Source organism: Streptomyces sp. NPDC014891 (assembly GCF_043081085.1).
Classification (GTDB): domain Bacteria; phylum Actinomycetota; class Actinomycetes; order Streptomycetales; family Streptomycetaceae; genus Streptomyces.
This window is the reverse complement of the sequence record NZ_JBIBWF010000001.1, coordinates 554,108-571,354: the sequence shown is the minus strand read 5'-3', so window position 1 is coordinate 571,354 and position 17,247 is coordinate 554,108. Positions and strand designations below refer to the sequence as shown.

General features: G+C 74.4%; 2 protein-coding genes (1 of these 2 running past the window's edge). Both read left to right on the top strand.

Going from position 1 to position 17,247, the window contains the following annotated elements; translation table 11 throughout:
* Positions 1 to 16,003, top strand: the 3' portion of a protein-coding gene (locus ACF09E_RS02405) for a non-ribosomal peptide synthase/polyketide synthase (protein WP_392203455.1). The gene continues 2,180 nt to the left of window position 1, outside the view; 16,003 of the gene's 18,183 nt are visible here — the last part of the coding sequence; its start codon lies off the left edge, out of view; it ends in the stop codon at positions 16,001 to 16,003.
* Positions 16,003 to 17,247 carry a crotonyl-CoA carboxylase/reductase gene (gene ccrA / locus ACF09E_RS02400; protein WP_392203454.1) on the top strand — a complete coding sequence of 415 codons (1,245 nt, stop codon included), beginning with the start codon at positions 16,003 to 16,005 and terminating at the stop codon, positions 17,245 to 17,247. Before ACF09E_RS02405 ends, ccrA begins: the two co-directional genes overlap by 1 nt.

Here is a 17,247-nt window from a genome sequence, read left to right as displayed (position 1 = left end):
CGGTGGCGAGGCCGTGGACGGGGCCCTGGCGGGTGTGCTGGCGCGGGCCGGTGTGTCGGTGTGGAACATGTACGGTCCGACGGAGACGACGATCTGGTCGACCAGCGCGGTGTTGACGGGTGATGGTCGTACGCCGATCGGTGTGCCGATCGCCAACACGCGGGTCTATGTCCTCGACGGCCGGCTGCGTCTCGTCGCTCCGGGTGTGGCCGGTGAGTTGTACGTCGCGGGTGAGGGTGTGGCCCGTGGTTATCTGGGTCGTCCGGGTCTGACCTCGGAGCGGTTCGTCTCCGATCCGTTCGGTGAGCCGGGTGCCCGGATGTACCGGACCGGTGATCTGGTGCGTTGGTCGGATGCGGGTGTGCTGGAGTTCGTCGGCCGTGTCGATGACCAGGTGAAGGTGCGGGGTTACCGGATCGAGCTGGGTGAGGTCGAGTCGGCCCTGTCGACGGTGGAGGGCGTCGCCCGTGCTGTCGCGATGGTCCGTGAGGACACGCCGAACGACCGTCGTCTCGTCGGTTATGTGGTTCCCGCCGAGGGATCGGTGCTGGAGGCGGAGTCGGTCCGTCGTGCGGTGGCCGGGCTGCTGCCGGAGTACATGGTCCCCTCAGCCGTGGTCGTCCTGGACGCGGTCCCGCTGACCCCGAACGGCAAGACCGACCGCAAGGCTCTGCCCGCTCCGTCCGCCTCCGGTGCGGTCCGTCGTGAGGCGCGTTCGGCGCAGGAGGACATCCTCTGCGGTCTGTTCGCGGAGATCCTGGGACTGTCCCGGGTCGGGATCGACGACAGCTTCTTCGACCTCGGCGGCCACTCGCTCCTCGCGACCCGGCTCGTCTCCCGCATCCGCACGGTCCTCGGCGTCGAACTCCCCGTCCGCGCACTGTTCGAGACCCCCACCGTCGCCGCCCTGGCCCGTCACCTCGACGGCGGCGCGGCGGCCGCGCGCACCGCCCTCGTCCCGCAGCCGCGTCCGGCCGAGATCCCGCTCTCCTACGCGCAGCGCCGCCTGTGGTTCATCAACCAGCTGGACACCGACAGCCCGCTCTACAACATCTCCCTGGGCCTGCGCCTGCACGGCCCGCTGGACGCCGTCGCGCTGGAGACCGCGCTGGCCGACGTGGTGACCCGCCACGAGTCCCTGCGGACGGTCTTCCCCGCACCCGGCGGCGTGCCCACGCAGGTCGTGCTCGACGCCGAAACCGTCGCGGGCCGGATCCTGGGGACCGCCGAGGTCACGGAGGACGAGGTCGCCGCGCAGGTCGCCGTGACCGTCCGCCATGGTTTCGACCTGGTCGAGGAGACCCCGCTGAGGGCCACCCTGCTCACCGTCGGCCCGGACGAGCACGTCCTCGTGCTGGTGCTGCACCACATCGCCGGCGACGCCTGGTCCATGCGACCGCTCGCCCGCGACCTGGGCGACGCCTACACCGCGCGTACCGAGGGCGGGGCGCCGGAGTGGGCGCCGCTGCCGGTCCAGTACGCGGACTACGCGCTGTGGCAGCGCGAGGTGCTCGGCGACGAGTCCGACCCCGACAGCGAGGTCGCCCGCCAGCTGGCCCACTGGACGCGGACCCTCGCCGGCCTGCCCGACGAGCTGCCCCTGCCGACCGACCGCCCGCGCCCCGACGCCTCCTCGCACCGGGGCGAGCGGATCCGCTTCGAGCTGGACGCCGCCCTGCACCGGCAGCTCCTGAGCCTCGCGCGGGAGTCCGGCACCAGCCTGTTCATGGTCCTCCAGGCGGCCCTGGCGAGCCTGCTGAGCCGCCTCGGCGCGGGGACGGACATCCCGATCGGCACCCCGGTCGCGGGCCGCACCGACGACGCCGTGGAAGAGCTGGTCGGCTTCTTCATCAACGAGCTCGTGCTCCGCACGGACACCTCCGGGAACCCGTCCTTCCGCGACCTCCTCGCCCGGGTCCGGGAGACCGACCTCACCGCGTACGCCCACCAGGACGTGCCGTTCGAGCGACTCGTCGAGGCCCTGAACCCGCCCCGCTCCCTCGGCCGCCACCCCCTGTTCCAGATCGTCCTCGCCCTGCAGAACACCGCGCAGCCCACCCTGGAGCTGCCGGATCTGACCATCGGCGCCGAGCCGGGCAGCGGCGGCGTGGCCCGCTTCGACTTGTCCTTCGGCCTCAACGAGCGACTCACCGCCGACGGCGCGCCCGCCGGCCTCGACGCCCTCGTCGAGTTCGCCACGGACCTGTTCGACCGGGCGACGGTGGAGGCGATGGCGGAGCGGTTCGTCACCGTCCTGAAGGCCGTGGTCGCGGACGCCGACCGCCGGATCGAGGATCTCGACATCCTCGGTGCCGCCGAGCGCGAGCTGCTGCTCTACGGCTGGAACGACACCGCCCGCCCCCTGCCCGACCTGCTCGTGCCGCGGATGATCGAGGCCCAGGTCGCCCGTACCCCGGACGCGCCCGCCGTGACCAGCGGCGACGTGACGCTGACGTACGCGGAGCTCGACGCGCGGGCGAACCGCCTCGCGCATCTGCTCATCGGGCGGGGCGCGGGTCCGGAGTCGGTCGTGGCGATCGCGGTGCCGCGGTCCCCGGAGATGATCGTCGCGGTGCTCGCCGTGCTCAAGTCCGGCGCGGCCTACCTGCCCGTCGACACCGAGTACCCCGCCGACCGCATCGCCTACATGCTGGCCGACGCCGCACCCGCCCTGGTGGTCACCGCCCAGGACGTCGTGCCGCACCTGCCCAAGGGCGCCACCCAGCCGCTCCTCGTCCTCGACGCCCCGGCGACCGTCGCCGACCTCGCCGGGCAGCGCGCGGACGACCCCGCCGACGCGGACCGCACGGGCCCGCTGCTGGCCGACCATCCCGCCTACGTGATCTACACCTCCGGCTCCACCGGCACCCCCAAGGGCGTCGTCGTCCGCCACGCCGGCCTCGCCGACTACGTCGCGGGCGCCGGCGCCGACTACCAGGGCGTCGCCGGAACCGTGCCGCTGCACTCCTCGGTCTCCTTCGACACCACGGTGACCTCGCTGCACGTCCCGCTCACCGTCGGCGGCCACATCCGGCTCACCGACTTCCTCGAAGGGGCCGTCGAGCAGGACTTCAGCCTGGTGAAGGTGACACCCAGCCACCTCGGCATGCTCGCCGACCCCGCCGAACCGGCCGAGGCCGGCACCGAACTCCTCGTCGCCGGCGAGGCCCTCACCTCCGCCGCCGTCGCCCCCTGGCGCCGCCGGCACCCGGACGGCGCGGTCTTCAACGTCTACGGCCCCACCGAGACCACCGTCAGCGCCGTCCAGCACCGCGCCGCCCCCGGCGAGGAACTGCCCGACGGAGCCGTGCCCATCGGCCGTCCCCTGCGCAACACCCGGGCGTACGTCCTCGACCGGCGGCTCAGCCCCGTCCCGGCCGGAGTCCCCGGTGAGCTGTACCTCGCCGGCGAGGGCGTGGCCCGCGGCTACTTGAACCGCACCGCGCTCACCGCCCAGCGCTTCGTCGCCGACCCGTTCGGCCCGGCCGGCACGCGGATGTACCGCACCGGCGACGTGGTCCGCCACCGGGCCGACGGCAGCCTGGAGTTCGTCGGCCGCGCCGACGACCAGGTGAAGGTCCGCGGCCACCGCATCGAACTCGGCGAGGTCGAGGCCGCGCTCGCCACCGTCCCCGGTGTGGCCCGCGCCGTCGCCGCCGTCCGCGAGGACACCCCCGGCAACCGCCGCCTGGTCGGCTACCTCGTTCCCGTCGAGGGCGCCGCCCCGGACGGTGAGACGGCCCGCCGCCACGTCGCAGCCGCCCTGCCCGAGTACATGGTCCCGTCGGCGGTCGTCACCCTCGACGCGGTGCCGCTCACCCCGAACGGCAAGACCGACCGCAGGGCGCTGCCCGCCCCGCAGCAGACCGCGGTGGCACGCGGCAGGGAACCGCGCACCCCGCAGGAGGCGATCCTGTGCGGCCTGTTCGCCGACGTCCTCGGCGTCGGCCGGATCGGCATCCACGACGGGTTCTTCGCGCTCGGCGGCCACTCCCTCCTCGCGACCCGGCTCCTCAGCCGCATCCGCTCGGTCCTGGGCGTGCAGCTCGGCATCCGGGCCCTCTTCGAGGCCCCGACCGTCGCCGGCCTCGCCGAGCGCCTCGACGGCGCCGGCACGGCCCGCCCGGCCCCCGCCCCGACCGAGCGGCCCGACACCGTCCCGCTGTCCTTCGCCCAGCGCCGCCTGTGGTTCGTCAACCAGATGGACCCGGCGAGCCCGCTCTACAACATCCCGATGGTCCTGCGCCTGTCCGGCGACCTCGACCGCGCGGCCCTCGGCGCCGCGCTCGCCGACCTCGCACGGCGCCACGAGAGCCTGCGGACGGTCTTCCCGGCGACCGACGGCGAACCCCGCCAGGCGGTCCTCGACGCGGAGGCCCAGCCCGTCGGCCTCACCGTCCTGGACGGCCCGGACGGCGGTTCCGCCGGACCCGAAGACGCGCAGGCCCGCATCGCCGCGCTGCTCCGCGACGGCTTCGACCTGACCAGCGAGGTCCCGCTGCGGGCCACGCTGCTCGCCACCGGTCCGGCCGAGCACGTCCTCGTCCTCGTCCTCCACCACATCGCCGGCGACGCCTGGTCCCTCGCCCCCCTGGCCACGGACCTCTCCACGGCCTACCGGGCCCGCCTCCGCGGAGAGGCCCCGCAGTGGACGCCGCTCCCCGTCCAGTACGCCGACTACACGCTGTGGCAGCGCGAGCAGCTCGGCGACGAGACCGACCCGGACAGCGAGATCGCCCGCCAGCTCGCCCACTGGACCGACGTGCTCGCCGGTCTGCCCGAGGAGCTCGCCCTGCCCACCGACCGGCCCCGGCCGCCGACCGGTGCCCAGCGGGGAGCGAAGCTGCGCTTCGCCCTCGACGCCCAGCTGCACCGCCGGCTCCTGGCCCTCGCCGGCTCGACGGGCACCAGCCTCTTCATGGTCCTCCAGGCCGGACTCGCGTCCGTCCTCAGCCGGCTCGGCGCGGGCGACGACATCCCGATCGGCGCCCCGATCGCCGGCCGCACCGACGACGCCCTCGACGACCTCGTGGGCTTCTTCCTGAACACCCTGGTCCTGCGCACCGACACCTCCGGTGCCCCGTCCTTCCGCGAGCTGCTCGCCCGCGTCCGGGACACCGACCTCGCCGCGTACGCCCACCAGGACCTGCCCTTCGAGCGCATCGTCGAGGCGCTCAACCCGCAGCGCTCGCTCACCCGTCACCCGCTCTTCCAGGTGACGCTGACCGTCCAGAACTCCCGCGACGCCGCCCTCGAACTGCCCGGCCTCACCGTGTCCGCCGAGGCCGGCACGTCCTCCTGGGCACGCTTCGACCTCTCCCTCGGCCTCGGCGAACGCCACACCGCGAACGGTGTCCCGAACGGCCTCGAAGGCGTCGCCGAATACTCCGCCGACCTCTTCGACCGCGCCACCGTCGAGACCGTCGTCGCCCGCCTGGAGCGCCTGCTCCGTGCCGCCGTCGCCGACCCCGACCGCTCCATCGGCGACATCGACGTCCTGGACGCCGTGGAGCGTGAGCGGCTGGTGGGTGGTGTGAACGGGACGGGTGCGGTGGTGCCGGTGGATGTGGTGCCGGTGTGGTTCGCGGAGTGTGCGGCGCGGGTGCCGGGAGCTCTGGCGGTGGTGTGTGGTGGGGTGCGTCTGTCGTATGGGGAGTTGTGGTCCCGTGCGGTGGGTGTGGCGAATGAGCTTGTGCGTGTGGGTGTGGGTCGTGGTGCGGTGGTGGCGTTGGCGGTGCCGCGTTCGGTGGACGCGGTGGTGGCGATGCTGGGTGTGGGTCTTGCGGGTGGGGCGTTCCTGCCGCTGGACCTGGACTTCCCGGCCGATCGCATCGCGTACATCCTCTCCGACGCCCAGCCCGCGATGATCCTGTCGAACCACGAGGCTGCCGGCCGACTGCCGGAAGGATCCGCCGTTCCCGTACTGCTGCTGGACGACATCCAGCCCGCTGCCGAACTGGCGGTGGCGTGCGGGGTGTCGGCGGAGGACGCGGCGTACGTGCTGTACACGTCGGGTTCGACGGGCCGCCCGAAGGGTGTGGTGGTGCCGCATGGCGCGCTGCGGAACTTCCTGTGGTCGATGGGCTCGCAGGTCGGGCTGTCGGCGGGGGAGAAGTGGCTGGCGGTCACGACCTTCGGCTTCGACATCTCCCTCCTGGAGGTCTTCCTGCCGCTGGTCTCCGGCGCCGTCGGCGTCATCGCGGATCGCGAGTCGGTGCGTGATCCGCGGCGCCTGGGCGCTCTGGTGCGCTCCGAGGACATCGCGGTGATGCAGGCGACGCCCAGCCTCTGGCGCGCGCTGGCCGAGACGGACCCGGAGGCCGTGGAGGGGCTCAAGGTCCTGGTCGGTGGGGAGGCCATCGACGTGGTCCTCGCTGATGCACTGGCGCGGGCCGGTGTGTCGGTGTGGAACATGTACGGTCCGACGGAGACGACGATCTGGTCGACCAGCGCGGTGTTGACGGGTGATGGTCGTACGCCGATCGGTGTGCCGATCGCCAACACGCGGGTCTATGTGCTCGACGGCCGGCTGCGTCTCGTTGCGCCGGGTGTGGCCGGTGAGTTGTACGTCGCGGGTGAGGGTGTGGCCCGTGGTTATCTGGGTCGTCCGGGTCTGACCTCGGAGCGGTTCGTCTCCGATCCGTTCGGTGAGCCGGGTGCCCGGATGTACCGGACCGGTGATCTGGTGCGTTGGTCGGATGCGGGTGTGCTGGAGTTCGTCGGGCGTGTCGATGACCAGGTGAAGGTGCGGGGCTACCGGATCGAGCTGGGTGAGGTCGAGTCGGCCCTGTCGACGGTGGAGGGCGTCGCCCGTGCTGTCGCGATGGTCCGTGAGGACACGCCGAACGACCGTCGTCTCGTCGGTTATGTGGTTCCCGCCGAGGGATCGGTGCTGGAGGCGGAGTCGGTCCGTCGTGCGGTGGCCGGACTGCTGCCGGAGTACATGGTCCCCTCAGCCGTGGTGGTGTTGGACGCGGTCCCGCTGACTCCGAACGGCAAGACCGACCGCAAGTCCCTCCCTGCTCCCAGCACTTCAAGCGTCGTGCGTCGTGAGGCGCGTTCGGCGCAGGAGGACATCCTCTGCGGTCTGTTCGCGGAGATCCTGGGCCTGTCCCGGGTCGGGATCGACGACAGCTTCTTCGACCTCGGCGGCCACTCGCTCCTCGCGACCCGGCTCGTCTCCCGCATCCGCACGGTCCTCGGCGTCGAGCTGCCGGTCCGCGCACTGTTCGAGACCCCGACCGTCGCCGCCCTCGCTTCCTGCCTGGAACGGGGCGGGGAGACCAGGCCCGCCCTCGTCGCGCGGCAGCGGCCCGCCGACATCCCGCTGTCCTTCGCGCAGCGGCGCCTCTGGGCCCTGAGCGGGCTCGGTACGACGGCCGGTACGTACAACATCCCGATGGTCACCCGGCTCCGCGGCCCGCTGGACGCCGTCGCGCTGGAGACCGCGCTCGCCGACGTGGTGACCCGCCACGAGTCGCTCCGCACGGTGTTCCCCGCGACGTCCGGCGGCACGCCCACGCAGGTCGTGCTCGACCCGGCCGAGGCGCGCCCGTACCTGCACGTCGTCCGGGTCGCCGAGTCCGATGTCGAGGCGGCCGTGGCCGCGGCGCAGCGCACGGACTTCGCCCTCGACACCGATCTGCCGCTGCGCGCGCAGCTGTTGGAGGTGGGCACGGACGACCACGTCCTCGTCCTGGTGCTGCACCACATCGCCGGCGACGCCTCCTCGATGCGGCCCCTGATCCGGGACCTGGCCACCGCGTACACCGCGCGTACCGAGGGCGGGGCGCCGGAGTGGGCGCCGCTGCCGGTCCAGTACGCGGACTACGCGCTGTGGCAGCGCAAGATGCTCGGCGACGAGTCCGACCCCGACAGCGAGATCGCCCGCCACCTCGCCCACTGGACGCGGACCCTCGCCGGCCTGCCCGAGGTGCTGGCGCTGCCCACCGACCGGCCCCGCCCGGAGGAGGCGGGCCACGAGGGCGGACTCGTGCCGCTCACGCTCGACGGCGAGCTGCACGCCGGGCTGCTCGACCTCGCCCGCTCCAGCCGGACCACCGTCTTCATGGTCCTCCAGGCGGCGCTCGCGACCCTGCTGACGCGGCTCGGCGCGGGGGAGGACATCCCGCTGGGCACGCCGGTGGCCGGGCGCGGTGACGAGGCCCTCGACGACCTCGTCGGCTTCTTCGTCAACACGCTGGTGCTGCGTACGGACACGTCCGGCAACCCGTCCTTCCGCGACCTGCTGTCCCGGGTCCGGGAGACCGACCTCGCCGCCTACGGTCACCAGGACGTGCCGTTCGAGCGGGTCGTGGACGCGGTCGCGCCGCGCCGGTCGGCCGCGCACCACCCGCTGTTCCAGGTCATGCTCTCCCTGGACAACGTCTCGCGGGCCGACGTGAGCCTCGCCGGGCTGACCGTCGACGCCGTCGGCGAGCCGGCCGGCGACGGGGCCGGGCGGGCCAAGTTCGACCTGTCGGTGCGGCTCTCCGAGCAGCGCTCCGACGAGGACGGGCCGGCCGGCCTGCACGGCACCGTGGCCTACGCGGCGGACCTGTTCGACCGGGCGACGGTGGAGGCGATGGCGGAGCGGTTCGTCACCGTCCTGAAGGCCGTGGTCGCGGACGCCGACCGCCGGATCGAGGATCTCGACATCCTCGGTGCCGCCGAGCGCGAGCTGCTGCTCCACGGCTGGAACGACACCGCCCGCCCGCTCCCGGACCTCCTGATACCCGGACTGATCGAGGCCCAGGTCGCCCGTACCCCCGACGCGCCCGCCGTGACCAGCGGCGACGTGACGCTGACGTACGCGGAGCTCGACGCGCGGGCGAACCGCCTCGCGCATCTGCTCATCGGGCGGGGCGCGGGTCCGGAGTCGGTCGTGGCGATCGCGGTGCCGCGGTCCCCGGAGATGATCGTCGCGGTGCTCGCCGTGCTCAAGTCCGGCGCGGCCTACCTGCCCGTCGACACCGAGTACCCCGCCGACCGCATCGCGTACTTCTTCGAGGACGCCCGGCCCTGCCTGGTCGTCACCAGCACCCGGGCCGAGGAGCGGGTGCCGGCCGCGGCCGCCGTCGGCCGGATCGTCGTCGACGCGCCGGACACCGTGGCCGCGCTCGCCGCCCAGCCGGCGCGGAACCCGGTCGACGCCGACCGGACCGCCCCGCTGACGGCCCGCACGCCCGCCTACGTGATCTACACCTCCGGCTCCACCGGCCGCCCCAAGGGCGTCGTCGTCGAGCACGGCGGCATCCCCAACATCGTCCTGGCCCGCACGGGCCCGTACGCCATGGGCCCCGGCAGCAGGGCGCTGCAGTTCGCGTCGCTCAGCTTCGACGCCGCGATGTCGGAGATCTGCACCCCGCTCTCCGCCGGAGCGTGCCTGGTCCTCGGTCCGGCCGACATGCTGCTCCAGGTCGCCGAACTGCCCACGCTGCTGCGCGAACAGGGCGTCACCCACGCGACGCTGCCTCCCGCGGTGCTCGCCCAGCTCACGCCGGCGAACCTGCGCACGGTCCGCACCCTCGTGACGGCGGGCGAGGCCGCCCCGGCCGGCCTGGTCGCCACGTGGGCGCCCGGACGCCGCATGTTCAACGCGTACGGTCCCACGGAGACCACGGTCTCCTGCACCATGGCCGGGCCGCTCGCGCCCGAGGCCGGCGTGCCGCCGATCGGCGGCCCGCTGCCCAACACCCGGGTGTACGTGCTCGACGACCGGCTGCGTCCGGTCCCGGTCGGCGTCCCCGGCGAGCTGTACGTCGCCGGGATCGGCGTGGCCCGGGGCTACCTGCGGCGCCCCGGGCTGAGCGCCGAGCGGTTCGTCGCCGACCCGTTCGGGACGGCGGGCAGCCGGATGTACCGCACCGGCGACGTCGTCAGCCGGATGCGCGACGGCCGGCTGCGGTTCGTCGGCCGGGCCGACGGCCAGGTGAAGCTGCGCGGCTTCCGCATCGAACTCGGCGAGGTGGAGGCCGCCCTGACGGGCGCACCGGGTGTCGCGCGTGCCGTGGCGACCGTACGGGAGGACCGCCCGGGCGTCCGTCAGCTCGTCGGCTACCTCGTGCCGGACGCCGGGGCCGGAGTCGACCTCGGAGCGGTACGGACCCACCTGCGGGCCACCCTGCCCGCACACCTGCTGCCGTCCGTCCTCATGGAGATCGAGCGGGTTCCGCTGACCGTCAACGGAAAGACCGACAAGGCGGCGCTGCCCGCCCCCGAGCAGCCCGCGACCGCCCCGGCGGCGAACGGGTCCGCGGAGCCGTCCGCCGGCGACGACCCGCGGGCCCTGCTCCGCCGGATCGTCGGAGAGGTCCTCGGACTGGCCGACGTCGGCGCCGACGACAACTTCTTCGCCCTGGGCGGCGACAGCATCAACGCCATCCAGGTCGCCGGCCGTGCCCGCCAGGCCGGCCTCGTCCTCACCCCGCGGGACATCTTCCGGCACCAGACCGTCGCGGAGCTGGCAGCCGCGATCCGTCCCGCCGCCGCGGACGCCGCGCCCGTCGCCGACGACGGCGTCGGCGCCGTCCCCGGCACCCCGGTCGTCCGCTGGCTCCACCAGCTCGGCGGCCCGTTCCAGGGCCTCAACCAGTCCGTGGTGCTCCGGGTTCCCGGCGGCCTCGGCCAGGACGAACTGACCCGGGCCGTCCAGGCCGTCGTCGACCACCACGACGTGCTGCGTGCCCGGCTCACCGGCGCCGCGCTCGGCCTGCCGTGGAACCTGGAGACCGCCCCGCGCGGCACCGTCGACGCCCGGACCTGCGTCACCCGCGTCGACGTCCGGGACGCGGCGGCCGACGCCGCCGACCTCGCCGCCGCCGTCTCCGCACACGGCGAGGAGGCCCGCCGCCGGCTCGACCCGGAGAACGGCGTCCTGCTCCAGGTCGTCTGGTTCGACGCCGGCCCGGACGAGCAGGGCCTCCTCCTCGTCCTCCTCCACCACCTCGTCGTCGACGGCGTGTCCTGGCGGATCCTGCTGCCCGACCTCGCCGACGCCTGGCAGGCGGCCCGCGCGGGCCGCGACCCCCGGCCCGCGCCGGTCGGCACCACCTTCCGCCGCTGGGCGCAGGCCCTCGTCCTGGAGGCGCAGAACCCGGCCCGAATCGCCGAACTCCCGCTCTGGCGACAGCAGACGCAGGGCGACGACCCGCTCCTCGGCGCCCGCCGCCTCGACCCCGCCGTCGACACCCGGGAGACCGCCGAGCACCTGACGGCAGCCCTGCCCGCGGACCTGACGACGGCGCTGCTCACCGACGTGCCCGCCCGGTTCCGCACCCAGATCAACGACGTGCTGCTCACCGGCCTGACGCTCGCCGTCGCCCGCTGGCGCCGCCGCTGGACCCAGGACGCGTCCCACGCGGTCCTCATCGACATGGAGGGCCACGGCCGAGAGGAGCTCGACGAGACCCTCGACCTCTCCCGCACGGTCGGCTGGTTCACCAGCCGCTTCCCCGTGCGGCTCGACCCCGGCCCCGTCGACCTGGACGACGCGCTGGACGGTGGCGCGGCGACCGTCGCCGCCCTCGGACGGATCAAGGAGCAACTGCGCGCCCTCCCCGACAACGGACTCGGCTACGGCCTGCTCCGCCACCTCAACGCGGACACCGCGCTCGCCTTGGCGGGCGCCGCCACCCCGCAGATCGGCTTCAACTACCTGGGCCGGGTCGGCAGCGGGGCCGACACCCTCGGCGAGGCTGGCCCCGCCGGCTGGTCCAGCGCGTCCGACCTGCGCATCCCGCTGCTCCCCGCCGACCCGGGCATGCCGTTCGGCCACGCGGTCGAGATCAACGCGGTCACCCGGGACGGCCACGACGGGCCGCGGCTCCACGTCACGTACTCCTGGCCCGCCGGACTCTTCGACCGCGCCGAGATGGCGGAGCTCGGCGAGCTGTGGTTCACCGCCCTGCGCGCCCTCGCCGACCCCGGCCAGTCCGAGCGCGGCGACACGTTCACCCCCGGCGACCTGCCGACGTCCGGGCTGACCCAGCCCGAGATCGACGGCTTCGCCGCCGCCCCCGGCGGTCTGGAGGACGCCTTCGCGCTCACCCCGCTCCAGGAGGGCCTGTTCTTCCACGCCCTCCAGGCGGACGACAGCGGCACCGACGTCTACACCGTCCAGCTCGTTCTCGACCTGGACGGCCCGCTGGACCCGGCGGCCCTGCGCGCCGCCGGACAGACCGTCCTCGACCGGCACCCCAACCTGCGGGCGGGCTTCCACCACCGCGCGGACGGCGCGGCCGTCCAGGTCGTGCCGCGCGCCGCTGCCCTGCCCTGGACCGAGACGGACCTCGGCGCGCTGCCCGACGACGCCGCGCAGGGCGAACTCGTCGCGCTCACCGAGGCCGCCCGTGCCCACCGGTTCGACCTCAGCCGGCCGCCCCTGGTCCGCTTCCTGCTGATCCGCCTCGGCGACGAGCGCCACCGGCTGGTCATCACCAAGCACCACATCCTGCTCGACGGCTGGTCCATGCCGCTGTTCCTGCGCGAACTGGTCACCCTGTACGAGAACGGCGGCGACGCGGCCACCCTGCCCGCCCCCGCCCCGTTCCGCGCGTACGTCGACTGGCTCGCCGCGCAGGACCGCACGGCCGGCGAGCGGGCCTGGCGCGACACCCTCGCCGGGGTCGAGGAGCCCACCCTGCTCGCCCCCGGCCGGGGACCGGCCGGGCCCGCGCTGCCCGAGCAGCTCGTGCACGACCTGTCCCCGGAGCTCACCGCCACCCTCCAGGGGCACGCGGCCCGGGCCGGCGTCACCATGAACACCATGGTCCAGACGGCCTGGGCGCTCGTCCTCGGCCGGCACCTCGGCCGCGACGACGTCCTGTTCGGCACCACCGTCTCCGGCCGGCCGCCGGAGCTCCCCGGCGCCGAGAACATGATCGGCCTGTTCATCAACACCCTGCCGGCACGGGTCCGCTTCGACCGCTCCGAACGCTGGAGCGCCGCCCTGGCCCGCGTCCAGGACGAACAGACCGCCCTGCGCACCCACCAGTACCTCGGTCTCGCCGACGTGCACCGGATCGCGGGCCTCCGGCCGCTGTTCGACACCGCCCTCGTCTACGAGAACTACCCGCTGCCCGAGGACACCGAGCGCTCCCCGTCCCGGCTCCGCGCCACCGCGGTGCAGGGCCGCGACGCCGCCCACTACCCGCTGCTGCTCGTCGCGTCGCTGCGCTCGCAGGGCCTGCGGTTCCGTCTCGACCACCGGCCCGACGTGCTCGGGGAGGCGACCGCCCCCGCCCTGCTGGAGCGGCTGACCCGCGTCCTGGAGTCGGTGGCCGCCGATCCCGAGCAGCCGGTGGGACGCGTCTCGGGGCTCTCCCGGGAGGAGCGGCGCGCGCTCGCCGACGGCGGCACGCGGACCCCGCTCGCGGCCGGCGACCACGGCGCCCCCGGCGACACGATCCACGGCCGGGTCGCCGCCCTCGCCGCCCGCACCCCGGACGCCACGGCGGTGTCCCAGGGGGACGAGCGGCTCACCTGGCGGGAGCTGGACGAGCGGGCCAACCGGCTGGCACGGCTGCTGCGCGAGCTGGGCACCGGCCCGGAGGACCGGGTCGGCATCCTGCTCGACCGGTCGCCGCTGCTGGTCGTCGCCTTCCTCGCCGTCCTCAAGGCAGGCGCGGTCTGCGTCCCGCTGGCGCCCGCCCACCCCGCGCAGCGGCAGCGGACCGTCCTGGAGCGCGCCGGCGCGCGCCTGCTGCTGACCGACGCGGCCCGCGCCGCCGAACGGGCCGGCGCGCCCGACGACGGGGTGACGGCCGTCGCCGTCGACACCGACCCGCGTCCGGCCCGCCAGGACCCCACGGACCCGGGCGTGACCGTCGAGCCGGAGCGGCTGGCGTACGTCATGTTCACCTCCGGCTCCACCGGCGTTCCCAAGGGCGTGGCGGTCACCCACCGTGACGTCGTCGAGCTCGCCGACGAGCCCTGCTGGGCCCCGGGTGCCCGGGAGCGGATGCTGTTCCACTCGTCGCACGCCTGGGACGCCGCCCTGCTGGAGCTGTGGGGGCCGCTGCTGAACCACGGCACGGTCGTCGTCGCCCCGCCCGGCGAGACCGACCTGAAGGAGCTGGCCCGGCTCCTGGCCGACGAGCGGGTCACCGGACTCTGGCTGACGGCCGGCCTGTTCCGCTGGCTGGCCGAGGAGGAGCCGGACTGCTTCGCCGGCGTCCGCGAGGTGCGCACCGGCGGTGACGTCGTCCCCGCCGACGCCGTCCGCAAGGTCCTCGCCGCCTGCCCCGGCACCGTCGTCAGCAACGGCTACGGGCCCACCGAGACCACCGTGTTCGCCACCCACCACATCATGCGGGCGGGCGACCCGGTCCCGGACAACGTGCCGATCGGCGTCCCGCTGCACGGGATGTCCGCGTACGTGCTCTCCCCGGAACTGCAGCCGGTGCCCGCCGGAGCCGTCGGCGAGCTGTACCTCGCCGGCTCCGGGCTCGCCCGCGGCTACGAGAACGACCCCGCGCTCAGCGCCCGTTCCTTCGTCGCCGACCCGTTCGGGAGCCCGGGGGCGAGGATGTACCGCTCCGGAGACCTGGCCCGCCGCCGCCCGGACGGCACCCTGGAGTTCGTCGGCCGGGCCGACGACCAGGTGAAGCTGCGCGGATTCCGGATCGAACTCGCCGAGGTCGACGGCGCCCTCGCGGCCCTGCCCGGCGTGGCACACGCGGTCTCCCTGGTCCGTGAGGACCGGCCCGGCGACAAGCGTCTCGTCGCCTACGCCGTGCCCGCGCCCGGCGGACCCGCCCCGGACCCCGCGGAGCTGCGCGCCCGGCTGGCCGAGACGCTGCCGGACTACCTCGTCCCGGCCCGGATCGTCCCGCTCGACGTCCTGCCGCTGACCGCGAACGGCAAGCTGGACAGGGCGGCGCTGCCCGCCCCCGCCGAAGGCGCCGCGCGCACCGGCCGCGGCCCCCGCACCCCGCGCGAGGAACTGCTGTGCGGCCTGTTCGCCGACGTCCTCGGCGTCGACGCGGCCGGCATCGACGACGACTTCTTCGCCCTGGGCGGCAACTCGCTGCTCGCGGCCGGACTCGTGAGCCGCGTCCGCGCCGTCCTCGGCGTCGAACTGGGCATCCAGGCCCTGTTCCTGGCCCCCACGGTCGCCGGACTCGCCGCCGCCCTCGACGGCGAGGACCCGGCCGCCGGAGCGCTCGACGTCCTGCTGCCGCTGCGCACCCGGGGCGACCTTCCGCCCGTCTTCTGCTTCCACGCCGCGGGCGGCCTGAGCTGGCGGTACGCGGCCCTGCTGCGGCACCTGCCGGCCGGCCACCCGGTGTACGGCCTCCAGGCCCGTGCGTTCGCCGAGCCCGGCCACCGCCCGGCGAGCCTGGAGGAGGCCGCCGCCGACTACGTGGAGCAGATCCGCGCCGTCCGGCCGACCGGCCCCTACCACCTGGTGGGCTGGTCGCTCGGCGGGCTGGTCGCCCAGGCGGCGGCGGTCCTCCTCGAGGAGGCCGGCGAGGAGGTCGCCACCGTCGCGGTCCTGGACTCCTACCCGGCGCGGCCCGGCGACCCGTTGACCGTTCCCCCGGCGCCGCAGGTCCTCGGCGCCCTCCTCGACGCGGCGGGCGTCGGCCCGGACCGCGGCGACGAGGAGCTCACCTCCGCGGCGGGCGCCGAGCTCCTGCGGGCCCGCGGCGGACCGCTCGCGGCGCTGCTCGCCGACCGCGTCGGCGCCCTCGTCGACGCGTACCGCACCGGCGTCGAACTGCGGGCGGGCTTCGCCCCGCGCCGCTTCGGGGGCGACCTGATCCTCTTCGTCGCGAACGGCGGTGCGGGCGGACGGAGTTCCCGACCCGGCCCTGAGCCCCTCCCCGCGGCCGCCGCGGCGGAGAAGGCCGACCGCTGGCGCCCGCACGTCGCCGGCACCATCGCCGTCCACCCGGTCGACTGCCGTCACGAGGACATGCTGCGGCCCGAACCGCTGGCCGTCGTCGGCGGCGCGATCGCCGCCCATCTGAACAACCGCACCACACGGAAGGACATCTGATGACCCGGGAGTTGTACGCGCTGGGGGAGACACCGCCCCTGGGCGAGGTGCCCCGCTTCATGCACGCCGGCGTGATCCGCCGCGAGCGGTACGGGCCGCCCGAGCAGTCGATCCAGGTCGAGACGGTGGAGGTGCCCCCGGTCGGCCGCGGGCAGGTCCTCATCTGGGTGATGGCCGCCGGCATCAACTACAACGGCGTCTGGGCCGGACTCGGCACCCCCGCAGACGTCATCGCCGACCGCCGACGGGCCGGCGACCCGCTCGACTTCCACATCGCCGGATCCGAGGGAGCCGGCGTGGTCTGGGCCGTCGGCGAGGGGGTGAAGCAGCTGCGGGTCGGCGACCACGTCATCGTCGGCGGCGTCGCCTGGGACGAGTCGGCCCCCGACATCCGCCTCGGCACCGACCCGACCGCCTCCCGATCCCAGCGGGCCTGGGGCTACGAGTCGAACCACGGCTCCTTCGCCCAGTTCACCGTGGCCGACGAGTACCAGTGCCACAAGAAGCCCCCGCACCTCACCTGGGAGGAGGCCGGCTGCTTCCTCGGCGGCGGCTCCACCTCGTACCGCATGCTCATGGGCTGGCACCCGCACACGGTCCGGCCGGGCGACCCCGTCCTCGTCTGGGGCGGCGCCGGCGGCCTCGGCTCCATGGCGATACAGATCGTGAAATACTTCGGCGGAATTCCCGTCGCCGTGGTGTCGGACGACGACAAATTCGACTACTGTAAGCGCCTGGGGGCGCACGGAGTCATCAATCGGAACGAATTCGACCACTGGGGCCGGCTGCCCGATTCGAGCGACACCGTCGCCTACCGGGAATGGCTTTCGGGGGTCCGTTCCTTCGGCCGGGCCTTCTGGGACGCGCTCGGCGAGCGCAGGGACCCCGCCATCGTCCTGGAGCACCCGGGCCGGGCCACCCTCCCCACCTCGGTCTACGTCTGCGACCGGGCCGGCATGGTCGTCACCTGCGCCGGGACCAGCGGCTACAACGGCGACATCGACCTGCGGTTCCTCTGGATGTTCCAGAAGCGGCTGCAGGGCTCGCACGCCGCCAACGTGCGCCAGACCGCGGCGATCATCGAGCTCGTCGCGGCCGGCCACATCGACCCCTGCCTCAGCCTCGCCCTGCCGTTTGACGAGATCGGCCGCGCGCACCAGATGGTCTACGAGAACAAGCAGCCGCCCGGCAACGTGGCGGTCCTCGTGAACGCGCCGGAACCCGGCCTCACGGATATGTGCTGA